The organism is uncultured Mucilaginibacter sp., from assembly GCF_903893715.1.
Lineage (GTDB): Bacteria > Bacteroidota > Bacteroidia > Sphingobacteriales > Sphingobacteriaceae > Mucilaginibacter.
The window spans coordinates 76,565-100,568 of sequence record NZ_CAITNG010000094.1; the positions used below are offsets into that span (position 1 = coordinate 76,565).

The window sequence follows — 24,004 nt, forward strand, 5'->3', positions numbered from 1 at the left end:
GACTTCAATTTAACCAACCTGCAAAATAATTGCAGGTTGGTTTTACAAAAGCTATAGCTTAATTTAAGCCAATAAATACATGTTGACAATGGTTTTTTCCATTGCCTGGATGCTAACACACTAATATGAACATCAAACACACCTGTTTATTATTATTTATACTGTTTTTGGGCCATACCACTTTGCAGGCCCAGGTAAAAGGTATCGGCAATGTCAACAGCGTTGATGTACAGGGCCAGCAGGTTAATGTAGTTACCGATAATGCCTTTGCCCAAATTACTGTTTATACCCCCGGGGTAATCAGGGTGAGGATAGATAAAAAGAAACTGGGCGACGATTTTTCATACGCCATCATCGCTACCCCACAAAAAACCAATACAAACATCACCCAAAACGCCCAGGAAGTAACCATCCTTACCGACTCGCTCAAAGCCGTCATCAAAAAAAGCCCGTTCTCTTTAAGCTTTTATAATAAGGACGGCGCGTTAATAAGTGAGGATGAAACCGGTTTAACCACCTCATGGGTAAACGAATCGGTTACCACCTACAAAAAAATGCAAGACGGCGAGCGCTTCATCGGCCTCGGCGAAAAAACCGGTAACCTCGACCGCAGGGGAACAGGTTATACCAACTGGAATACGGATGCCTTTGGTTACTCAGATACCCAGGACCCTATTTATTCCACCATACCGTTTTACATCGGTATACACCACAACATCAACTACGGTATATTTTTAGACAATACCTATCAAACCGACTTCAACTTTGGTGCAAGTAATAACCGCTTCTCATCATTCGGCGCACGTGGCGGCGAAATGAACTATTACTTCATCTACAACAAACATATAGCCGATATTATCACGGCCTACACCGCCCTTACAGGCCGCATGAAAATGCCGCCACTATGGAGTTTGGGATATCAGCAAAACCGCTACAGCTATTATCCCGAAACCGAGGTGTTCCGCATAGCGCAAACCTTACGGGAGAAAAAGATACCTGCCGATGGTATCACCCTCGACATCCACTACATGGATAAATACAAGGTGTTTACCTGGGACAAAACACGTTTCCCCGACCCTAAAGCCATGACGGCTAAACTAAAGGACATGGGCTTTAAACTAACCGTGATTGTTGACCCCGGCGTTAAAGTGGAACCCGGATACGGCGTTTACGACCGCGGAGTGAAAGCCAACATCTTCGCCAAATATCCCGATAGCACCAACTACCAGGGCGAAGTTTGGCCCGGCTGGTGTAACTTCCCCGATTTTACAAACCCCAAAGGTCGTGCCTGGTGGGGAAATGAGATAAAGAAGTATGGCGATGATGGCATCAGCGGGCTATGGAACGATATGAACGAGATTGCCACCTGGGGCCAAAAAATGCCCGATAACATCATTTTTGATTATGAAGGCCACAAGGCATCGCACCTGCAAACCCGCGATGTATACGCCATGCAAATGGCCCGCGCCAGCTACGAAGGTGCCAAGGCCGCCTTCGGCAAACGCCCTTTTATATTGACCAGGGCAGGATATGCGGGATTTCAACGCTACTCGGCCATCTGGACAGGCGATAACCGCGCCGAAGATAGCCACATGCTGCTCGGCGTTCGTTTGTTGAATAGCTTAGGCCTAAGCGGTGTTGCCTTTACGGGAATGGACATTGGTGGTTTTGCGGGCAACGGTACACCCGCGCTTTTTGGCCGCTGGATGCAGATTGGCGCCTTTAACCCATATTTCCGCAACCATACCGCTGTTAATACCAAATCGGCCGAGCCCTGGACCTTTGGCGAAGAGGTGCTCGAAACATCGCGCAATTACGTTAACCTGCGCTATATGCTGATGCCTTACCTGTATTCCGCATTTTATCAAGCCACACAAAACGGTCAGCCCTTAATGCGTTCGCTGGCTATCGATTATACATTCGACCCCAATATTTATAACACCCAATTCCAAACCCAATATCTGTTTGGCAGCGCGTTTCTGGTTGCTCCTTTCGACGGCACGGCAGGTTTTGGCAAAGTGTATTTCCCGCAAGGTAAATGGTATGATATGTACACCGGTGAGGTACAATCCGGAGGCCAATCAAAAATCATCGAGCTATCAGCTCACAAGTTACCGGTTTATGTAAAAGAAAGCAGCATTATCCCGATGCAATCGCTGGTGCAAACTACCGCTCAACTACCTACCGATACCCTGGTGGTGCATATCTACAATGGTGCTGTAAACAACCAATATGTGTATTATGAGGATGATGGTGAGAGCTTTGGTTATGAAAACGGAGCTTACTTTAAACGAGCCATTAGTTATGATGCCGCTAACCGAAGCATCACTTTCGGAAGTGTTGAGGGTTCCTTCAAATCAAAATTCAATACCATTAAATTGGTGATGCATGGTTTCGATGGCAATGCCTCATTTAAAATAAACAACAAGGCAGCTGCTTTCAACAACGACTTTGTATCGTACCTAACCCCCGTGTCAAAATTCGACCCGCAGGGTAACAGCCACAATGTAGAAGGCGACCGTGTAAAGAGCGCCTTTGTTAAAAACGATAACACGCAGTTTTCAATCACTTACTAAGCATGTTAAAAATGAAAATTAGAATATACATCATTACCTGTTTGCTGCTTTTATCGGCAACCGTTTTTGCGCAGGTACCGGCTTTGGAACGTGTTGAGCCAATGTTTTGGTGGGTAGGTATGAAGAATACCAAACTGCAGCTTATTGTGCATGGTAACAACATTGCCGGCCGCACGGTTAAAATGAACTACGCCGGTGTAAAATTGGTACAGGTGCACAAGGTGGAAAACCCGAATTATCTGTTCCTTGATCTGGATATTTCACACGCTGCCAAACCCGGTTCCTTCGCTATCAGCTTTATAAAAGCAGGTGATAAAAACCTGACCTATACCTATAACCTTTTAAAACGCGACCATGCCATTCGCGCACAGGGTGTAACGGATAAAGACTTTATTTACCTCATCATGCCCGACCGTTTCTCTAACGGCGACCCAAGTAACGATTCTTTCGCAAACATGCGCGAAACCCGCGTTAACCGCGATTCGATGTACTCCCGCCACGGTGGCGATATACAAGGTTTGATGAACCATTTGGATTACCTGAAAGACCTGGGCGTTACCACCATTTGGATGACGCCTGAAATTGAGAACGACGAACCACATGCTTCATATCATGGTTACGCCGTTACCGACCATTATAAAACCGACCCACGCTATGGTACCAACGAATTGTACAAACAATACGTTGAAAAATGCCATGCCATGGGCTTAAAAGTGATTAAAGATTTGGTGCACAACCACGTAGGCACCGAGCATTGGTTCATCCGCGATATGCCCATGAAAAGCTGGGTGCACCAATGGCCAAAATATACCAACTCCAACTTCAGGTACGGTGCCGTTACGGACCCGCATGCTGCAGCATCCGATACCAAGCAAATGCTCGACGGCTGGTTCGACCGCCATATGGCCGATATGAACCAGAACAACCCCTACGTTCAAAATTATCTTACCCAAAATCACATCTGGTGGATCGAATACGCCGGTGTAGATGGTTTCCGTCTGGATACCTACCCGTACAACGATGCCCCTTACATGGCCGATTGGGCTCAAAAAGTAAAAGCCGAATATCCTCATTTCTCCATTTTTGGCGAAGTATTGGATCAGGCACCGGTGAATGAAGCCTATTTTGAAGAGGGCAATACGGTTAACCGCGGTTTTGATACCCATTTGCCCGGCATTACCGATGCGGCCGTTAAAGACGCCATTGCCGAGGCCTTGAATGGTAAAGACGGTTGGGATGGCGGTGTAAATCGTTTGTACGGTATTTTGGCCCAGGATTTTGTGTATCACGACCCGACCAAAAACGTGGTGTTTTTAGATAACCACGATATGGACAGGTTCTTCTCGGTGGTCGATGAAGATTTCAACAAATACAAGGTTGGCATGACCATGCTGCTCACGCTGCGTGGCATACCGCAAACCTACTACGGCGATGAGATACTGATGAAAAACCGCTCACGCCCCGATGGCTTGGTACGCTCCGATTTCCCCGGCGGTTTCCCCGGCGATAAGGTAGACAAGTTTACTGCCGCGGGTAGAACTGACAGGGAAAACGAAGCCTTTAACTATGTACGCACGCTGGCAAATTACCGCAAAAATACCACCGCCTTGCAAACCGGTAAAATGATGGAGTACATACCCCAAAAAGGCATATTCGTTTATTTTAGGTACGATGCCAAAAGCACCGTAATGGTAATTTATAACAGCGGCGATAAAGATGCTACCCTAACTACCGACAGGTTTGTTGAGCGCATGGCCGGGTTTACAAAAGCAAAAAATGTGATGACGGGCGAGCAATTGCCGGCCATAACAAACATAAATATAAACAGCAAAGGTGCCCTGGTGCTCGAGCTGGCCAAATAAATAGACTAAATATGACGATGAGAAAAGTTGTAGAAAGGCCCAGGCTAACCTTCTGGCAAATTTTTAACATGAGCTTCGGCTTCCTGGGCATCCAGTTTGGTTTTGCTTTACAAAACGGCAATGCATCGCGCATACTGCAAACTTTCGGTGCCGATGTCGAGCATCTTTCGCTTTTTTGGTTGGCAGCCCCTATAACGGGCATGATTATTCAACCGCTCATCGGGCATTACAGCGACCATACCTGGAACCGTTTAGGCCGTCGTAAACCTTATTTTTTGGCAGGTGGTATCTTGTCTGGTATCGCGTTGCTTTTTATGCCCAATGCTTCTGTTTTGTTGTTTTTGCCACCGGTAATGATAGGAGCGGGTATCCTGATGATTATGGATGCCTCGTTCAATGTAGCCATGGAGCCTTTTCGCGCGCTCATCGCCGATAATTTGCCCGATAGCCAACGTAGCCTGGGATTCTCTATTCAAACTGCGCTGATAGGTGTTGGTGCTGTTGCCGGTTCGGTTTTCCCCTGGGTGCTTACGCATTTTATGGCCCCCGAAAAAGCTGTTGCCGGTCATGTACAGCATAACGTAATCTACTCGTTCTATGTAGGTGCTGTCGTAATGATTGCCTGCTTGTTATGGACGATATTCAAAACCAAAGAATACTCTCCCGAAGAAAACGCCAAATTTCATCCTGAAGAAGAAGAAACACAGCAAAAGGAGAGCGTGATGGTGATATTCAAGGACTTTGCTAAAATGCCCGCAACAATGCGTCAGTTAGGCTTGGTTCAGTTCTTTTCATGGTTTGCCTTATTTTCCATGTGGGTATTTGCTTTTCCTGCAATTTCGCAACACGTATACCATGTTCGCGCCGGCGATACAACCTCCGTAAATTTTGCAAAAGCGGGCGATTGGGTTACGCTGATGTTTGGGGTATACAATGGCGTATCTGCCATATACGCGGCTTTCTTTTTGCCTGCTCTGGCGCGTGCAATCGGTCGTAAAATGGCTCATGCTATTTCATTGTCTATTGGTGGAGTTGGCTTGGTTTCCATATTCTTTATCCAAAACCCAACGATGCTTATCCTGTCAATGATAGGGGTAGGCTTAGCCTGGGCGAGTATTTTGGCCATGCCCTACGCTATCTTATCAGGCTCCATCCCCGCCAAAAAAATGGGCGTGTACATGGGAATTTTCAACTTCTTTATCACTTTCCCGCAAATTATTAACGGCTTTTTTGGTGGCTGGATAGTGAAAAACATCTTTGGTGGCGAAGCCATTTACGCCATTGTGTTGGCGGGCATATTTATGCTTTGCGGCGCGGTTTCTGTACTTTACGTGCAGGACAATAAGGATATAAAATTTTTACCCGTAGAAACCGTTGAATCTGACCATACTGAATCATTTGAACCGGCCAAAAACATTGAACATCATACTATCTAAATAAAAACATAATGAAAAGGACATATTTATTACTGATTGCAGCCGCGTTATTAGTGAGCTTGGGTTGCAGCAAAAAAAGCGTCGACCCCGGTACAGGTGGTGGAGGCGTGCCGTTCCCAAATGGTAAAGACCTCCCGGCTGGTGTTGCCGATGGCGTTACCATACTTAACTCAGGCACTTCTGTTATATTCGACCTCACCGCGCCCGGCAAAAGCTCGGTAAGCATTATAGGCGAATTTAATAACTGGCAGCCTGCCGCCATGACCCCAACACCCGATGGCACACATTGGTGGATACAGATTGACGGCTTGACCCCCACTACAGAATACGCCTATCAATACCTAATCGATGGTACCATCAAGGTGGCCGACCCCTATACCGAAAAGGTGCTCGACCCGGCAAACGACCCCGGCATACCGGCCAGCGTTTATCCCAATCTGAAAGCTTACCCGGCAGGGCAAACAGGTATAGTAAGCATTGTACAACCCGTACAACCGGCTTATACCTGGACAACCACTAACTTTACCCGCGCCGCCCCCAAAAACCTGGTAGTATATGAGTTGCTGGTGCGCGATTTTGTAGCCACACACAGCTACAGCACTTTGAAGGATACCATAAGCTATCTTGCCAACCTTGGCGTTAACGCCATCGAACTGATGCCCGTAAACGAGTTTGAAGGCAACGACTCATGGGGTTATAATACCAACTTCGGTATGGCGTTGGATAAATATTACGGCACAAAAAATGCCTATAAAGCTTTTATTGATGCCTGCCACGCAAAAGGTATAGCTGTTATACAGGATTTTGTATTGGAAGACCAGTTCGGCTCATCGCCGATGGTGCGGATGTATTGCGACGCAAATGGTGTGCCGACGGCCGATAATCCCTGGTTTGATGTCGCCAATATGCACCCTGATGCAGTTGGCTATCAGCTCAACCACCAGAGTGCCTATACGCAGTATTATACCGAAAGAGTAATGAAGTACTGGATGCAGGAGTACCATATTGATGGTTACAGGTTCGATGAGGCTAAAGGTTATACCCAAACCTACTCTGCCGACGAAGCCAGTTGGGCCAATTATGATGCCGGCAGGGTTGCTACATGGAAAGCATATAACAGTTATATGAAAGGCATCGACCCTAATTTTTATGTGATATTGGAATATTTTGCCGGTAACCAGGAAGAATCGGAATTGGCAAACCAAGGCATGATGATGTGGAACAACTTAAGTGGCAGCAGCGAGCAGGCTACTATGGGTTATGCTACCAATCCATCCTGGGATATATCCGGGCTATTTTATAACCAGTTCAGTTTTACCGCACCTTACGCGCTTATATCATACTTTGAAAGCCACGACGAAGAACGGCTCATGTATAAAAACGAACAATTTGGTAACAGTTCGGGCTCGTACACCACAAAAGACATCCCAACCGGTTTAAAACGTAACGAAATGGGTGCCGTATTCATGTTCTCGTCCCCCGGGCCTAAAATGCTGTGGCAATTTGGCGAGTTGGGTTACGATTATAGTGTAAACTATAATGGCCGCCTGGGCGATAAACCTATCGTTTGGAATTACACATCCGATGTTAACCGCAAACACCTGCAAACCATTTACAGCAAAATGATAAAATGGAAGATCAATAATCCGGTTTTTGCCACCACCAACTTTAGTTATAGTCTGGCTGGTCCGGTTAAATGGATACAGTTGTTAGACCCATCAACCAATGTAGAGGTAGTCGGTAATTTCGATGTGGTTTCGCAGCCAACCAGTATCAACTTCCCGGCGGCGGGCACGTATTATGATAACATTACCGGCACCAGCATTACCGTGCCGTCATCAACATCGTACGCCATCACATTGGCACCCGGCGAATACCATGTATACAGCACAACAGCATTAAAATAACAGCCGGTTAAAACCTGTGGTTTATAAAAGTATCGGCATAACATGACGAGAGCAGTATTGATTTTAGCGTTCCTCAACTTCTTTATCGGGCCTTTTCGCCAAATGCCCGTTGCCAATGAAGTGCCCGTTTACGCGGGCAAAGACCTCGGAGTTACCTATGCCCCGAAGGCGACGACGTTTAAAGTATGGGCACCAGGCGCTGCCGAGGTAAGGCTCAGGCTATACGATGCCGGCGATGGTGGGCAACCCGCTTTTACCAAAAGCATGATGCCAAAGGATAATGGCCTGTGGGCAATAGGTGTTGTAGGCAACATCAAAAACAAATACTATACCTTCCAGGTTAACCGGGATGGTAAATGGCCTGACGAAGCGCCCGATATTTATGCTAAAGCGGTAGGGGTAAACGGGCACCGCGGTATGGTGGTCGACCTGAAAGCCACCAACCCACTAAACTGGGCATCAGATAAGCGCCCGCCGCTGAAAAACTTCACCGACATCGTCATTTACGAAACCCACATCCGGGATATTTCTGTGAGCCCCAATTCGGGCATCCAACATAAAGGCAAGTTTTTAGGCCTGGCCGAGACGGGTACTAAAAATCCCGACGGGCAGTCAACCGGCCTCGACCATATTAAAGAGCTCGGCATCACCCATGTGCACATCTTGCCTTCATTCGATTTTAACAGTGTTGATGAGACCAAACGATCTGGCACCCAATACAACTGGGGATACGACCCACTCAACTATAACGTACCCGAAGGCAGTTACTCCACCAACCCTCACGATGGCAACGTGCGCATCAGAGAATTTAAACAGATGGTGCAAGCCCTCCATAAAAACGGGTTAAGGGTAATATTGGATGTAGTCTACAACCATACCAGCGATATCCAACACTCCAACTTTAACCAGTTTGTACCGGGCTACTTTTACCGTACCAATACCGATGGCACCTACAGCAATGGCACAGGTTGCGGCAACGAGGTCGCTTCCGAACGTACCATGGTCCGTAAGTTTATGATAGAATCGGTTGTGTACTGGGCGAAGGAATATCATCTGGACGGTTTTCGGTTCGACCTGATGGGTGTGCACGATATAGCGACCATGAACGCTATCAGCGATACCCTGCATAAAATTGACCCTACCATATTTATCTACGGAGAAGGCTGGACGGCAGGCTCAACCCCGCTGCCCGAAAACCAGCGCGCCATAAAAAAGAATGTGCCCCGGCTCAACAAAATTGCCGCCTTTAGCGACGACCTGCGCGATGCTCTAAAAGGTGGTTGGAGTGACGTGAAAGCCAAAGGCTTTGTAAGCGGTGCACCCGGCATGGCCGAATCAATAAAGTTTGGTATTGTAGCATCAACCCAACATCCGCAAGTTAATTATGCCATGGTAAATTACTCCAAAGTACCTTGGGCGGCACAGCCTTATCAAACCATTAGCTATGTATCCTGCCACGACGATAATACCCTGTTCGATCGCCTAAAAATAAGCAACCCCGATGCCACCGAAGCTCAGCTGATACAAATGGATAAGTTGAGCAACGCGGTGGTACTCACATCGCAGGGCGTGTCGTTCCTGCACTCGGGCGTCGAACTGTTGCGCACCAAACATGGAGTCGCCAATTCTTACGTATCGCCCGATAGTATCAATGAGATAGACTGGAGCCGCAAAACAAAATATGAGGCCGTATTTAACTATTATAAATCTTTGGTTTGGCTGCGTCGCAATCACCCCGCTTTCAGGATGCCCTCAACGCAGATGATAAGCAGCCATTTGGAGTTTATGGATACCGCGAATCCCAACCTAATTATGTACCGGCTGAAAGAACATGCCAATGGCGATGCCTGGAAGGATATCCTTGTCATCATCAATGGCAATACCACAGCCCAAACGGTTAAGCTGCCACCGGGTAACTGGGATTTGGTAGCCAATGAAAATAAGGTGCAGCAAAAGCCGTTAAATAAAGGGATTACGACAGGGCTTACTATCCCGGCAACGGCGCTTTATATCTTACACAATTAAGCCCTATATTTGAACCACCAAACCAATTATAACCATGACGAAGTTTAGATATATCAGCCTGCTGGCTGCATTGTTTGTGGTAACAGCTTGCAGCAAGGGCGGCTCAACGGGCGACAATGGTTCAACCAATACAACTACCACTATTGGCTTGCCCGCAAGTTTTGCCAAAGGGGCCGACATCAGTTGGGTTACCCAAATGGAATCGGCAGGATATAAGTTTTACAATAACTCGGGTGCGGTTGAAGACTGTTTTCAACTGATGAAAGATAAAGGTATGAATGCCATCCGCTTGCGTGTATGGGTAAACCCATCCGATGGTTGGTGCAACAAAGCCGACCTGCTTGCCAAAGCCATCCGCGCCAATAATCTGGGTATGAAAATCATGATCGACTTTCATTACAGCGATGTTTGGGCCGACCCGGCCCATCAAACCAAACCCGCAGCCTGGGTTGGGCAAAATATCGCCACACTGCAAACCTCGGTTTATAATCACACGGTCGATGTATTGTCTACCCTGAAGACCAACGGCATAACACCTGTTTGGGTACAGGTTGGCAACGAAACCAACGATGGTATGCTTTGGGAAGATGGCCGTGCATCCACCAATATGGCAAACTTCGCGCTGCTGGTCAATGCGGGCTACAATGCGGTAAAGTTTGTCAATTCTTCCATAAAAGTAATCGTCCATATTTCGAATGGTTACGATAACAGTTTGTTTCGATGGATGTTCGATGGTTTAAAGGCTAACAACGCCAATTACGATATTATCGGGATGTCTTTATATCCATCAACATCAAACTGGGCAACCTTGGATGGCCAATGCCTCACCAACATGAACGATATGGTGAGCCGTTACGGCAAACCCGTTATGATATGCGAAATAGGCATGGATGTCAACTCGCCGGCCATTACCAATTCCTTTATTACCGATATAATCACCAAGGTAAATTCTGTCCCCAATGGCAATGGCCTGGGCGTGTTTTATTGGGAGCCCGAAGCGTATAACTGGCAAAGTTATTCTATGGGGGCGTTTGATAATTCCGGCCGTCCCACAACTGCAATGGACGCTTTTTCAATCAATTAGGCATAAATTTCCATCCAATTTTTGTAAGCAAATAAAAATACATTTATTTAAATTTGTTCATAAACTTTGACTTATGAGAAACATCTTCCTGATCCTGTCGCTGGTCATGCTGTCAGCTATGGCCTTTAGCCAAACAAAGCCGGCAAAAAAAGTAAAGAAACAAGACACCCTCACCGTTGCCGATAAATCGGTAAGGCAGCCAATCGTCGTAAGGTTTTTCTCTGTTTTTAAGGAAGAAGAAAATGGCGACATAGTGGCTTTATACCCTTTCAAAATAAAATATTATACCATCAATAAGGGCGCGGCGTTTCCAATCGATGGTTCAATAGGCGGCGTAAGGCTTGATGATATAAAAGGCCACGACCTGCTCGTCGATACGGTACAAGGCGCGGTAATTTATAAAGGGGTGTTCCATTAACAAACCTATTTAAACGCCTCCCACCATTTATTGGTATAACCCTTGCCGTTAAACGTATAGGTCTCGCCTGGTGCAGGCAGCAAAAGTTCTACGCCCTTTTCCGTGGCCACTTCCATCACCCTTTCAACCGGCTGTGTCCACGCGTGGAAAGCCAGGTTAAACGTACCCCAATGTATCGGCATCAATACCGCGCTCTTCAACATCAGCTGCGCTTCGATGGCGCGGTCCGGGCCCATATGTATGTCTTTCCATAACTCGTCCGAAGCGCCAATCTCCAGCATCGTGATGTCAAACGGTCCGAGCCTTTCCGCTATCTCCGCAAACAAAGGGTGCAAGCCCGAGTCAGCGCCATAATAAACATTGTGTACAGGTCCTTTTATGGCAAATGAAGCCCAAAGCGTTTGCATACGGTTAAACAGGCTACGCCCCGAAAAATGCCTGGCAGGTGCTGAGGTAAGCGTAAAGCCATCACCCAAATCAACCGATTGCCACCAGTCCAGTTCCTTTATTTGTGTTGCCGGGATGCCCCATTTGTTCAATATCGCGCCCACGCCAGGCGAAGTATATATCGGCGTCCCTTTTTTGGCCAGGGCGACGATGGTTTTATCGTCCAGGTGGTCATAGTGGTCGTGCGAGATGATAATGGCATCCAGCTCCGGCATTTCCTCAACCGAAACAGGGGTTGGGAAGAACCGCTTGGGTCCCATAAACTGAACAGGCGAAGCCCTCCTGAAAACCGGGTCGGTCAATATTCGCTTGCCGTCAATTTCTATAATTAAGCCCGAGTGTCCCAGCCAGGTAACACGCAAGGTGTCTTTTGGCAGTTTGTTCAGTTTTTCAAAGTCTGCCTTAAAAGGCCCCGGCGTTTTGGCCGGTGTCCGGTTAGGATGTTTTTTAAATAGTTGGGCAATCAGCTTGCCTTTATTACCATCTCCGCCAACTTGTGTGGGTATGGGGTTGATATATATTTTTCCGTTATAATTTGATGTCGACATGTGCTTTAGATGCGCGTTTGCCCGCGATGTTTCGAAAATAAAGTAATAAAATTGACATACGCGGTCACTTTAGTCATCCCAAAGTATTTATTCAAACTATCAAACATAAACATCCAAAATAGTGTTAAAATTGAGCAATAATTAGCCTTAAACACATGTCCAACTTATTCAGTCCCTTAACCATAAAGGGCATCGAGTTAAAAAACCGTATCGCCGTATCGCCCATGTGCCAGTACTCCAGTATGGATGGTTTTGCCAACCCATGGCATACCGTACACCTGGGCAGCTTTGCCGTTGGCGGTGCAGCGTTAGTGATGACCGAAGCTACCGCCGTATCGCCCGAGGGCCGCATTACCGCATCCGACCTCGGCATCTGGAAAGACGAACACATCGACCAGCTTAAGCAAATAACCACCTTCATCGAAAAACAAGGTGCAATTCCCGGCATACAACTGGCGCACGCCGGCCGCAAAGGCAGCCACAGCGAACCATGGAATGGCGGCACACAAGTACCCGTTTCGGCCGAAGGCGGCTGGCTCACCGTAGCCCCCAGCGCCATCCCTTTTAAGGAAGAGACCGAAGCACCCGAAGCACTGGATGCCGCGGGCATAAGCAAATTGACCGGCAACTTTGAACAGGCCACCTTGCGCGCCCTGAAAGCCGGCTTTAAAGTGATCGAGATCCATGCTGCCCACGGGTACCTGCTCCATGAGTTTTTATCGCCTTTAAGTAATCACCGTACAGATGAATACGGAGGTACTTTCGAAAACCGTATACGCCTGCTGCTCCAAATTACCGATGCCGTTCGTTCGGTATTGCCCGATGAAAACCCGCTCTTCGTCCGCATATCGGCTACCGACTGGACCGAAGGTGGTTGGGATGCCGAACAGGCCATAAAATTATCCGCCATACTCAAACAGCATGGCGTGGACCTCGTCGATTGCTCATCAGGCGGTAATGTGCCGCACGCCAAAATACCCGTTGGCCCCGGCTACCAGGTGCAATTTGCCGAAAGCATCCGCAAGGAGACTGGCGTGCTCACCGGGGCAGTTGGCATGATAACCGAGCCGCAACAAGCAGACGACATCATTAAAAACGGTAAGGCCGATATCGTTTCGCTTGCGCGCGAGTTGCTGCGCGACCCGCATTTCCCGCTTCGCGCGGCTCATGCGCTCGGTGTCGATATCAAATGGCCGCTGCAATACGAGCGGGCCAAATGGTCATGATAACAAACAAAAATCATCCTATATTGTACTCATTAAAACATCATCACAAAAACCATGAAACGTACCGCAAAAGCCCATTGGACCGGCACTTTAAAAGACGGCCAGGGAACAATCTCGACCCAAAGCACCGTATTGAACAACACCCAGTACTCATTTAAAACCCGTTTTGCCGACGGCATTGGCACCAACCCCGAAGAACTGATAGCCGCCGCCCATGCCGGCTGCTTTACCATGGCCGTTGGCGCTACACTTACCCAGGCAGGCTTTACCCCCGGCGACCTGGAAACCGAAGCCATTTTAGACCTTGATATGGTTGCCCTGAGCATCACAGGCATCCATCTGGAACTAAAAGCATCGGCCATCGAAGGTGTTTCCGAAGAAAAATTTCAGGAAATAGCCGCGGGTGCAAAAGCAGGCTGTATCATATCAAAGGCCCTCAACGTGCCTATCACCATGACTGCTACTTACGGCGCCTAATAAATACATTTGCCGCCTTTCAAAATAGCGATGGGTTTTAAACCCATCGCTATTTATTTACCTTTGGGCACCTATGTCAATCTTTAACCAGCTTATGATAGGTTCCGGCGTATGCTGGACCATTACTTACCTGCTTATCCTCAGGCGCGGCATACTCGATCTTACCTATGGCATGCCCGCCGCGGCCTTGTTTGCCAACCTGGCCTGGGAGATTATCTATTCCTTCATCCACCCGCATACCATGCCCCAATTGGCGGTCGACCGCATTTGGTTAACGTTCGATTTCCTGCTGCTGTTGCAGTACCTGCGCTTCGGCCCCTCGGTGCGTAAAGTACGCATCAACATTACCTTTTACCTCGAGTTTTTGCTTTCCTTCAGCGTAACCTTTATCCTTATTCTGTTGGTGAGCGATGCCCTGCACGATGATAACGGCGCCTATGTTGCCTTCGGCCAAAACCTCATGATGTCGGCCCTGTTCATTGCCATCCTGCGCGACCGTAAATCCGCCTCGGGGCAAAGCATTTACATCGCATTGTTCAAGCTTGCCGGCACACTGTTGGCCTCAGTTGCCTTCTACACCCAAACCAAAACCTACAGCCATTCGCCGCTCATGCAGTTCCTTTTTGTTGCCATTTTAGCTTACGATGTGGTTTACGTTTTCATGCTCGCCAACCAACTCAAACGCCAGCGTATCAAAGTTTTCGGGCGTTTTTGAGATTGCACTAATTGATATTCGATTTCACCGATTTGCTGTCAATTTCAAAAAAAGTCGTCGAACCATATGAGTATTTATGGGTGTTGTACCAATGCATAAATGCGCCTATGTGCAAATTAAAAATGACCCAATGACCAATGACCTAATGACAAACTATATGGGTAATTATGGGTACAATTTCAAAGAACTTTTTCTTCCGCTTTGCGCTCAGCTCTACGCGCTCTGCCATGCATATGGGTAAATATGGGTATATGAAATTATCTGTTCATCCCACCTTGCCAATCCATACAATATAAGAAAAATTGTTGAGATTTGGAGAAAATATAGCTATGGATTGCGATTTATGCAAGGTCGGCACAACTACAAAAGGGGTTGTTTTGGTTACCTTAGAAAAGGGCAATTCCATTATCCTGATCAAGGATGTACCCGCAGATGTTTGCAGTAATTGCGGACATTATTACCTGTCGGAAGAAATTACCGCCGAAGTGCTTCAAAAAGGCAATGAAGCCGTTGCCAATGGTGCTGAATTAGAGGTCATTAAATTGAAGGTAGCTTCCTGACACTTGGCCGATCCGTCAGTTTTTATTTAGATCTGAGAATAAGCGAACACCGCCTGTAATTGCGTCTCGGTAAGATTTGGATAACTGTCAAACAACATTTGTTCAGTCCAACCAGTCGACAATAATTCCAGTATCAATTCTACCGACAAGCGCGTGCCTTTGATGGTTGGCTTAGCCAATAAAATGTTTTTATCCGAAACAATGTAATCTTGCCAATTCATATCTCAAATTTACAAAATATATGTATAAATGCCATGTCAACAAAAAAGCCTGCGAAATCCGCAGGCTCAAATACTTTTTCAAAAGTCTCCCCTACCGGGGGAGATTTAGAGGGGGCTTAACACCCTCTTCCAACTCACCATATCCCCAATAATCTTTTCCAATTGGTCGGCGGCAACACGCTCCTGGGCCATGCTGTCGCGGTGGCGTATGGTTACGGTATTGTCCTCCAAAGTTTGGTGGTCAACGGTGATACATATCGGTGTACCTATGGCATCCTGGCGGCGGTAACGTTTGCCGATGGTATCTTTTTCTTCGTATTGGATGTTGAAGTCGAACTTCAGTTTGTCCATTATTTCGCGTGCCTTTTCCGGCAGACCGTCTTTCTTCGTCAGCGGGAAAATAGCGGCCTTAACAGGCGCCAACGCCGGCGGGAAATGCAACACCACGCGACTGTCTTCGCGCTCCTCGGTGCTCAGGTCTTCTTCTTCGTAGGCGTTCATCATCGTGAGCAGGAACATCCTGTCCAAACCGATAGAAGTTTCTATCACGTAAGGGATATAATTGCCGTAAGGTTTGCCATCCTCGCCCAGTTCTGGGTCAAAGTATTGCATTTTTTTGCCTGAAAATTTTTGGTGCTGGCTCAAATCAAAATCGGTGCGGCTGTGTATACCTTCCACCTCCTTAAATCCGAACGGAAACTCATATTCAATATCCACCGCAGCGTTGGCATAATGCGCCAGCTTGGTATGGTCGTGGTAGCGGTATTTATCGGCGCTGGTACCCAGGCCCAAATGCCATTTCAGGCGGGCTTCTTTCCAGTATTTGTACCATTCCATTTCGGTGCCGGGGCGCACAAAAAATTGCATCTCCATCTGCTCAAACTCGCGCATACGGATGATAAACTGGCGGGCAATTACTTCGTTACGGAAAGCCTTGCCAATTTGCGCTATCCCGAAAGGTATCTTCATCCTGCCCGATTTCTGCACGTTCAAAAAGTTCACAAAAATGCCTTGGGCTGTTTCCGGCCTCAAATATATCTCGCTGCTTTCCTCCGCCATCGCGCCCATCTGTGTGCTGAACATCAGGTTAAACTGGCGCACATCCGTCCAGTTGGCAGTTTTCGATATCGGGCAAACTATTTTAGCATCAATGATGATCTCTTTCAAACGTTGCAGGTCCTCGCTCTTCAGCGCTGCATCCATATCGGCCTGTAGGGTTTCAGCCTCATCGGTTTTGCCTTCGGCATCCAAAGCGGCTATTTTATCTTCAATCAGCTGGTCGGCACGGTAGCGTTTTTGCGAATCCTTATTATCGATCATCGGGTCGCTAAAGCCATCCACGTGGCCGCTGGCTTTCCATATTTTTGGGTGCATAAATATGGCGCTGTCAATGCCCACAATATTATCGTGCAGTTGCACCATGCTTTTCCACCAATAGGTTTTGATGTTGTTCTTCAGTTCGGCACCATTCTGACCGTAGTCGTACACAGCGCTCAAACCATCATATATTTCGCTCGAAGGGAACACAAAACCATATTCCTTGGCATGCGATATCACATTCTTAAACAGCTCGTCGGTATTTTTACTCATAACAGGGGCAAAGATAATTTTTTTAAGATGCAAGATAGATGATATACGACGGAAATTGTAGATTTTATAGGAGACACCTGTTTGTTGGCGGGCAGCACCTACGGCGCTGGGGACGTTCACAATATTTTACTACAAACAGGTAATCCCTACGAGGTATTAAAAAAAAACAATCAGCCATTAGAAATAAATGCCCTATCGGGGTTACCCATTATCAAACATTTTCCGCGTGTTATACAACTTCTGCTAAATTTGCGTTTATTTACATTTTCCATCTTACATTTTCCGTCTTCCATTTCGATGAGCATCCAGGTAACCGACTTAACCAAACTTTACGGCAAACAAAAAGCTATCGATGCCATTTCGTTCAGCACGCAGCCGGGCAAGGTAACCGGCTTTTTGGGCCCCAACGGCGCGGGCAAATCCACCACCATGAAGATACTCACCGGCTTTATCCCCCAAACATCGGGTACGGCTACGGTTTGCGGGTTCGATGTGGTAACGCAATCGCAGGAGGTAAAGCGCAGCGTAGGCTACCTGCCCGAAACCAATCCGCAATACCTGGAGATGTATGTAAAAGAATCGCTGGCCTTTATTGCCGAAATACACAAACTGCACAACCCCGCCAAACGCATTGCCGAAGTGATAGAACAAACCGGCCTTGGCCCCGAGCAGCACAAAAAAATAGGTCAATTATCTAAAGGCTACCGCCAGCGTGTAGGCCTTGCCCAGGCTATCATCCACGATCCGCAGGTACTTATTTTGGACGAACCCACCTCCGGCCTCGACCCGAACCAACTTGTAGGTATCCGCCAGCTCATCCGGGAATTGGGCCAAACAAAAACCATCATCCTCAGCACGCACATCATGCAGGAAGTTGATGCCGTTTGCGATGACGTCATCATCATTAACCAGGGTAAAATTGTAGCAAGCGACACTTTGCAGGGCATAAAAGATGGCCACAAGGGCAAAACTATGGAGCAGATATTTATCAGCCTCACATCGTCGTCCGTGTAATCCGTCACATTCCCATCTATTCAGCCCGAAATTCATTCTGTGGTCGCATAATTGATATATCATATCAACTATGAAGACCCTCAACAGAATAAATATCATCATTATATTACTGGTGGCTATAGGTTTTAAAGCAACCGCGCAATTAGCCGTACCCGCCAATTACGGCAGTTCAATCAGCTACGGCCTCGAAACCAATATGGCCGTAGGCCCTGTTACACAGGATTTTAAAACAGGCCCCGCTTTGGTTGTAAGGGGCGAATACCACATGACCGGGTGTTTTAATTTGACAGGGTCGGTAGGCTTATTGACCCTGTTGCCTACAAGTACCTATGCCTTCTATCTTAAATACAATCATGTGGGTTACAAAACCGATAATTTTATACCCTTAAAAGTTGGCGGCAAGTATTACCTCACCGAAAACTGGTATACCGAAGCCGAAACGGGGGCAGTATTGTATACTTCACACTACACAATGCCCGCCTTCGCCCTTGGTGCAGGTACCGGAGTCTCTTATATCATGGATAATTACCGCGCCATCGATTTTGGTATCCATTTCGAAAACTGGACCCGCCAAACCGTGATTGGTGAAAACAACGTGAGCCAGCTTATCGGTTTGCGGGTGGCCTACAAGTTCGGGCTATAAGCTATCTTAAGTCATTCATATCGATGGGCTTTAAACCCATCGCTATCCGAAAGGCAAATTCCCCCGCGATAAATTTTAGCTTTGCCAATAATGTTGTAATTTCGACGTTTATTAGGTGATTTTCCCGCACGTGCTCACTATCCTCAAAAAAGAAATAACAGCGTATTTAAGCTCCATGGTGGCCTATATCACCATCGGGGCGTTCCTGTTGGTATTGGGCCTGTTTTTATGGGTGTTCCCCGAGTCGAGCATACTCGAGTACGGCTATTCCGGCCTCGATAGCCTCTTCAGCACTGCGCCCTACCTGTTCATGTTCCTCATCCCGGCCGTCACCATGCGCTCCCTGGCCGAAGAACGCAAGGAAGGTACCTTCGAGCTTTTAGCCACACGCCCGCTCACAGATTGGCAAATCATCATCGGCAAATACCTGGCCTGCCTGCTCATCGTGTTGTTCGCGCTGTTGCCCACGCTCATTTACTACTATACCGTTTATACTTTGGGCAACCCTGTCGGCAATATCGATACCGGCGCGGTTATCGGCTCTTACATCGGCCTGTTTTTGTTGGGTGGGGCTTTTGTCGCGATAGGCATATTCGCCTCATCCATCACCAATAACCAAATCATCGCGTTTACCATTGCCGTGTTCCTGTGCTTTTTCGCTTTCAGCGGGTTCGATTCCCTCAGCCAAATGCTCAGCCTGCAAAGCTACGGCCTCGAAAACTTTGGCATAAACGAACATTACCAATCCATCAGCCGCGGCGTGCTGGATACCCGCGACTTGCTCTACTTCCTCAGCTTTATCGCCGTGTTTGTAGCCACTACTAAAACTATTTTGGGAGGGCGCAAATGGTAGGCTCACAAAAAAAACGCGACCTGATTACGCTCGCCATTGTACTGGTGGGTATTGTTCTGTTGAATTTACTCTCGGATAAAGTATTTACCCGTTTCGATTTTACCAAGGAGAAACGCTACACCCTGTCGCCCATCAGTAAGTTGTTGATGAATGGCTTGCCGCAGGAAGTAAAAATAACCGTTTACCTCGAGGGCAGCGACCTGCCGCCCGGCTTTAAACGCCTGCAAAGCGCCACCCACGACATGCTGATAGATTTGGAAGCCTACTCACATGGCAGCAGCATTCAATACGAGTTTATCAATCCCCTTGCGGGAGTTGCCGAACAGCAACAAAATGATGTAATAAAAGACCTGCAGGGCCAGGGCATTGATGCCACCAACCTGAGCATAAAAACAGATAACGGTCTAACGCAAAAAATCATCTTCCCATCGGCCATGGTAAGCGCCAACGGCAAGCAGATAGCCGTAAAGTTGCTGCAAACCCGCACAGGTCTCTCATCCGACGAAGTATTGAACAACTCCATTCAAAACCTGGAGTATGCTTTTGTATCGGCCATCAAAAAAGTTTGTGCCGATGGCAAACCCGAAATAGGCTTTACCGAAGGCCACAACGAACTGAGCGACCTGCAACTGAACGATGCCATGAAGTCCTTATCCGATGGTTTTTTGGTAGGACGCGTCGACCTCAGCACCATTTCAATGGCATCCCTGCAAAAGGTTAAAATGCTGGTCATCCCCAAACCTGATAAACCCTTTACCGAAGCCGAAAAATTCAAACTCGACCAATACATTATGCACGGCGGCAGGGTAGTGTGGAGCATCGACCAGGTAAGCGCCGAACTCGATAGCCTGCATGGCCATCAGCAATTAGCTTTTAACAAGCAGCTCAACCTCGACGACCAGTTGTTTACCTACGGCATCCGCATCAATTACGATATGATAGCCGATATGAGTTCGGCTCAAATCCCCCTCACCACCGGCGATATCAGCGGGCAGCCCCAAATACAAATGGTGCCCTGGTTGTTTTACCCCATTTTTATGCCGCTGTCAAAAAACCCCATCGTAAAAAACCTCGATGGCATCCGCAGCGAATTTGCCAGCACCATCGATACGCTCGGCACCAAAGGCACACAAAAAACGGTGATACTCGCGTCGTCGCCCTATAACCGCAAACTGGGTGCTCCGCACATGCTATCCCTGCAAATGGTGGAAGAAGTGCCTGATCCCAAAACCTTCCGCAGCGCGCCAAAAACGGTAGGCGTATTGCTCGAAGGGACTTTCAAGTCTGATTTCGCTAACCGCCCCATACCGCCCGGCATCACCGAAAAGGTAAACCAGGCCGATGAAAGCATACCCACAAAAATGATTGTGTTCAGCGATGGCGACCTGTTTAAAAACCAGGTAGCCAGCGATGGTTCGCCATATCCCTTAGGTTTCGACCATTTCACCCGGGAAAGCTACGGCAACAAAAATCTGTTGCTCAATATTGCCGATTACATGACCGACGACTCGGGCCTCATCAGCCTGCGCAACAAAGAAATACAGCTCCGCCTGCTCGACCGCACCCGCATCCGCAGCGAAAAAATGTTCTGGCAGTTAATAAATAATGTAATTCCCATTGCTTTAGTGTTAATATTTGCTATTTTTCAACATTATATGCGCAAACGAAAGTATGCGCACTAATTTTTTATATTTTTGATTGATAATTACTGAAGAGAGATATGAGATTTATAGTTTCGACATCAACATTGCTAAAGCAGTTGCAGGCAGTTAGCGGCGCGCTGAGCAGCAGCACTGTATTGCCCATACTCGAAAACTTTTTGTTCGAAATTAAGGATGGTAACCTCACCATTTCGGCAACCGACCTGCAAACCAGCATGACGACTTCTTTAACCGTCGAGGCTAAAGAAAACGGCCGTGTGGCTATACCATCGCGCATTTTGCTCGATACCTTAAAATCGTTGCCCGAGCAGCCCATTGCTTTTTCGGTTGATGACAAAACATTCGCTATCGAAATAAACGCCGGCGACGGTAAATACAAACTGAGCGGCGAAAACGGCGACGATTTCCCTAAGATTCCGGTTGTAGAAAACGCGTCTTCGGTAAATTTACCGGCATCAGTACTGGCCGAAGCCATCAGCAAAACCATATTCGCGGTAAGCAACGATGAGCTGCGCCCTGCCATGACGGGTGTTTTCTGCCAGCTGACCACCACATCCATCACCTTTGTAGCTACCGACGCGCATAAACTGGTACGCTATCGCCGCACCGATGCAAAAGCTGCCGGTACAGCATCGTTCATTCTGCCAAAAAAAGCATTGAACCTTCTAAAGTCTTCGCTACCGTCGGATGATGTGAACGTAGCCATCGAGTACAACAGCACCAGCGCGTTCTTTAAATTTGGCAACATCAATTTGGTTTGCCGTTTAATTGACGAGCGTTACCCGGATTACGAAGCCGTTATCCCGCAAAGCAACCCCAACAAATTACTGATAGACCGTCAGGCATTTTTAGGTTCGTTGAGCCGCGTTGCCATATACGCTAACAAAACCACCCACCAGGTAAGGTTAAAAATAAACGGAAGTGAGTTGAATATCTCATCCGAGGATATCGACTTCTCTAACGAAGCGCACGAGCGTTTAAGCTGCCAATATGAAGGCGAAGATATGGAGATTGGCTTTAACGCCCGTTTCCTCATCGAGATGCTGAAAAACCTAAGCAGTGCCGAAGTATCACTGGAAATGTCGACACCAAACCGCGCCGGTTTGTTGCTGCCCCAAGGCGGCGACGAGCACGAAGATGTACTGATGCTGGTGATGCCGGTAATGTTGAATAGCTACGCATAAATAACTTTCGCTCCATAAAAAATAGCGATGGGTTTCAAACCCATCGCTATTTTTGTTTCTATGTACTTACCGGTCGTACTTAACCAGGAGTGTTTTTAGGAAATTTGCGGGGATGCGAAAGTCTGTAGCGGCAATCTTCTCAAAATATGGTTTAAGAGAATGTATAATACCTTGTTTTTTTGCTGAAATCAGCACCCCAATGGTGCCGGTATATGCCAAATTGAACGATTCGGCAAGATTACGGCCTTTTAGGTCATCAAGAATTAATAACGGCGAAACGACTTCTATTGCCAATGCTATAGCACTGGCCTCGCCCAATGCAACAATTGCTGAGTAAGTATTAAGCAAGGCTAAATTTTCTACAGATTTAACAATTACCCATTCAGGTAACGATTTCCCATATTCCTTTGCAATTTCAGGTGTGGTAACTACCCGCAGATAAAGTCTTTGGAGTACATCAAGGCAACCTATGTTGTCAAATAAAATAAAACAACTGGCATCGGTAATAATGGTATTAACTTTTGGAGATTCTTGCAACATCAGCCATTACATCTTCTGCACTATACTGAAAATAATCTACGCCAAATTGGGCCAATACCTTTGGGAAATCCCATTTATCCATGCCGCACATTTCGGCCGCCTGCCCTAATGACAATTTACCCGCCTCGTATAATTTGGCTGCAATTAAACGAACAGTTTCATCATGGTCTTTTTCAAGATCATCAGGCACCTGTAATGTTATCGTAGTCATTGCTTTTTTAATTTTTTATTGTTAAAGTTAGTGATTATTGGCGAAAATCAAAACCCCCTACATCTTCTTCGCCAAAGCATCCTGCCCAAATTTCAGCAGGTCTGTGGCTTTAATGTAGCCCACGGTACCTAAAACGGGTTTACCTTGCGGGTTAAAAATAATGAGGGTTGGGTAAGCCTGCATCTGCCATTCGGCAGCCAATTTAGGCCCAACACCCTTTTCCATATCTATCGATATATTCACAAAATTCTTGTTGTAAAACGTAGCTACTTTGGCATCCTTAAAAGTTGTATTCTTCAGCATTTTGCATGGCCCGCACCAGCTGGCATAGGCGTCCACAAAAATGTACTTGTTTTGGGCGGCTGCCTGTTTTAAAGCTTCGCTCCATGCATCCTCAATAAAATGTATCTTATCGTTTGTTTTTGTGCCCTGCGCCGCAACTTTTGCGGCCGTGCTGAGGCATAGTGCCAGGCACAAACATATCTTAATAGTAAACAGTGTTTTTCTCATGGGTGATGTAATAAATTATCTCGATACAAGTTCATCAATTTTTATGGATACTTCGCCATAAAATTAAAAAAGCCCCGGATATTTTCGGGGCTTTTTTAATGTCAACGCCAACTACGGTCTGCGTTCTTCACGCTTGTCTTGTTGTGGCGGAGCCTGTTGTGGCGGTGCCTGTCTTTGCTGCTGCTGCTGAGGCGGTGCTTGCCTTTGCTGCTGCTGCTGACGTTGCTGCGCCTGTTGCTGTTGGGCTTGCTGCTGCTGACGTTGCTGCGCCTGCTGTTGTTGAGCTTGTTGTTGCT

At 47.1% G+C, this 24,004-nt stretch carries 22 protein-coding genes; 16 read left to right on the forward strand and 6 right to left on the reverse strand.

Translation table 11 applies throughout. The features are described 5' to 3' along the window. The first annotated feature begins 125 nt into the window (after positions 1-125). From QZX97_RS10835 to QZX97_RS10865, 7 genes are all read left to right on the forward strand, one after another. Positions 126-2,576, forward strand: coding sequence for a glycoside hydrolase family 31 protein (locus QZX97_RS10835; protein WP_295664645.1), 2,451 nt, complete (start codon positions 126-128; stop codon positions 2,574-2,576). An 11-nt stretch (positions 2,577-2,587) separates the two neighbouring features. Continuing rightward, positions 2,588-4,438: a glycoside hydrolase family 13 protein gene (locus QZX97_RS10840; protein ID WP_295649808.1), complete on the forward strand. Its 1,851-nt coding sequence runs from the start codon at positions 2,588-2,590 to the stop codon at positions 4,436-4,438. Positions 4,439-4,506: 68 nt separating this feature from the next. Further along, complete coding sequence (locus tag QZX97_RS10845) at positions 4,507-5,874, forward strand: MFS transporter (RefSeq protein ID WP_295664646.1); 1,368 nt, start codon at positions 4,507-4,509, stop codon at positions 5,872-5,874. 11 nt (positions 5,875-5,885) lie between these two features. Then, positions 5,886-7,781, forward strand: coding sequence for an alpha-amylase family glycosyl hydrolase (locus QZX97_RS10850; RefSeq protein WP_295649802.1), 1,896 nt, complete (start codon positions 5,886-5,888; stop codon positions 7,779-7,781). A 42-nt stretch (positions 7,782-7,823) separates the two neighbouring features. After that, positions 7,824-9,806 carry a type I pullulanase gene (gene pulA / locus QZX97_RS10855; RefSeq protein ID WP_295649800.1) on the forward strand — a complete coding sequence of 661 codons (1,983 nt, stop codon included), beginning with the start codon at positions 7,824-7,826 and terminating at the stop codon, positions 9,804-9,806. A gap of 34 nt (positions 9,807-9,840) precedes the next feature. After that, positions 9,841-10,890, forward strand: coding sequence for a glycosyl hydrolase 53 family protein (locus tag QZX97_RS10860; RefSeq protein WP_295649795.1), 1,050 nt, complete (start codon positions 9,841-9,843; stop codon positions 10,888-10,890). 73 nt (positions 10,891-10,963) lie between these two features. Then, positions 10,964-11,308, forward strand: coding sequence for a hypothetical protein (locus QZX97_RS10865; protein ID WP_295649792.1), 345 nt, complete (start codon positions 10,964-10,966; stop codon positions 11,306-11,308). Between the two features lie 5 nt (positions 11,309-11,313). Here QZX97_RS10865 and QZX97_RS10870 read toward each other — a convergent pair whose 3' ends face one another. Next, entirely contained in the window at positions 11,314-12,303 is a 990-nt protein-coding gene (locus QZX97_RS10870; protein WP_295649788.1) for an MBL fold metallo-hydrolase, read from the reverse strand. A 155-nt stretch (positions 12,304-12,458) separates the two neighbouring features. On the opposite strand from QZX97_RS10870, the gene QZX97_RS10875 reads away from it, so the two are divergent. The 4 genes from QZX97_RS10875 to QZX97_RS10890 all read left to right on the forward strand — a co-directional run bounded on the left by QZX97_RS10875 (position 12,459) and on the right by QZX97_RS10890 (position 15,281). Next, complete coding sequence (locus tag QZX97_RS10875) at positions 12,459-13,529, forward strand: NADH:flavin oxidoreductase/NADH oxidase (RefSeq protein WP_295649785.1); 1,071 nt, start codon at positions 12,459-12,461, stop codon at positions 13,527-13,529. Positions 13,530-13,583: 54 nt separating this feature from the next. Beyond that, the gene (locus QZX97_RS10880; RefSeq protein ID WP_295649782.1) at positions 13,584-14,006 is read left to right on the forward strand and encodes an OsmC family protein; all 423 of its coding nucleotides are present in this window, start codon (positions 13,584-13,586) and stop codon (positions 14,004-14,006) included. Between the two features lie 73 nt (positions 14,007-14,079). Further along, positions 14,080-14,721, forward strand: a complete 642-nt coding sequence (locus tag QZX97_RS10885; protein WP_295664647.1) for a hypothetical protein — start codon at positions 14,080-14,082, stop codon at positions 14,719-14,721. 329 nt (positions 14,722-15,050) lie between these two features. Further along, positions 15,051-15,281, forward strand: coding sequence for a type II toxin-antitoxin system MqsA family antitoxin (locus QZX97_RS10890; RefSeq protein ID WP_295650670.1), 231 nt, complete (start codon positions 15,051-15,053; stop codon positions 15,279-15,281). Between the two features lie 26 nt (positions 15,282-15,307). Here the strand turns inward: QZX97_RS10890 and QZX97_RS10895 are convergent, their stop codons facing one another. After that, positions 15,308-15,502 carry a DUF433 domain-containing protein gene (locus QZX97_RS10895; RefSeq protein WP_295650672.1) on the reverse strand — a complete coding sequence of 65 codons (195 nt, stop codon included), beginning with the start codon at positions 15,500-15,502 and terminating at the stop codon, positions 15,308-15,310. A gap of 105 nt (positions 15,503-15,607) precedes the next feature. Beyond that, positions 15,608-17,092, reverse strand: a complete 1,485-nt coding sequence (locus QZX97_RS10900) for a glycine--tRNA ligase (RefSeq protein WP_295650674.1) — start codon at positions 17,090-17,092, stop codon at positions 15,608-15,610. Between the two features lie 297 nt (positions 17,093-17,389). Here QZX97_RS10900 and QZX97_RS10905 point away from each other — a divergent pair, with 297 nt between their 5' ends. The 5 genes from QZX97_RS10905 to dnaN all read left to right on the forward strand — a co-directional run bounded on the left by QZX97_RS10905 (position 17,390) and on the right by dnaN (position 22,447). Further along, positions 17,390-18,106, forward strand: coding sequence for an ATP-binding cassette domain-containing protein (locus QZX97_RS10905; protein WP_295650677.1), 717 nt, complete (start codon positions 17,390-17,392; stop codon positions 18,104-18,106). Positions 18,107-18,176: 70 nt separating this feature from the next. Beyond that, positions 18,177-18,749 carry a hypothetical protein gene (locus QZX97_RS10910; protein ID WP_295650681.1) on the forward strand — a complete coding sequence of 191 codons (573 nt, stop codon included), beginning with the start codon at positions 18,177-18,179 and terminating at the stop codon, positions 18,747-18,749. A gap of 130 nt (positions 18,750-18,879) precedes the next feature. Next, positions 18,880-19,602, forward strand: coding sequence for a gliding motility-associated ABC transporter permease subunit GldF (gene gldF / locus QZX97_RS10915; protein ID WP_295651011.1), 723 nt, complete (start codon positions 18,880-18,882; stop codon positions 19,600-19,602). Beyond that, positions 19,596-21,284, forward strand: a complete 1,689-nt coding sequence (gldG, locus tag QZX97_RS10920; protein WP_295650684.1) for a gliding motility-associated ABC transporter substrate-binding protein GldG — start codon at positions 19,596-19,598, stop codon at positions 21,282-21,284. The genes gldF and gldG overlap by 7 nt, the downstream gene beginning before the upstream one ends. A gap of 38 nt (positions 21,285-21,322) precedes the next feature. Next, positions 21,323-22,447 (forward strand): DNA polymerase III subunit beta, encoded by a 1,125-nt coding sequence (dnaN, locus tag QZX97_RS10925; protein WP_295650687.1) that lies wholly within the window; start codon positions 21,323-21,325, stop codon positions 22,445-22,447. 66 nt (positions 22,448-22,513) lie between these two features. Here the strand turns inward: dnaN and QZX97_RS10930 are convergent, their stop codons facing one another. The 3 genes from QZX97_RS10930 to QZX97_RS10940 are packed head-to-tail and all read right to left on the reverse strand — an operon-like array spanning position 22,514 to position 23,708. Next, the gene (locus QZX97_RS10930; protein ID WP_295650690.1) at positions 22,514-22,987 is read right to left on the reverse strand and encodes a DUF3368 domain-containing protein; all 474 of its coding nucleotides are present in this window, start codon (positions 22,985-22,987) and stop codon (positions 22,514-22,516) included. After that, positions 22,962-23,198, reverse strand: coding sequence for a UPF0175 family protein (locus QZX97_RS10935; protein WP_295650693.1), 237 nt, complete (start codon positions 23,196-23,198; stop codon positions 22,962-22,964). Before QZX97_RS10935 ends, QZX97_RS10930 begins: the two co-directional genes overlap by 26 nt. Before the next feature lie 57 nt (positions 23,199-23,255). Continuing rightward, positions 23,256-23,708 (reverse strand): thioredoxin domain-containing protein, encoded by a 453-nt coding sequence (locus QZX97_RS10940; protein ID WP_295650695.1) that lies wholly within the window; start codon positions 23,706-23,708, stop codon positions 23,256-23,258. Between the last annotated feature and the right edge of the window lie 296 nt (positions 23,709-24,004).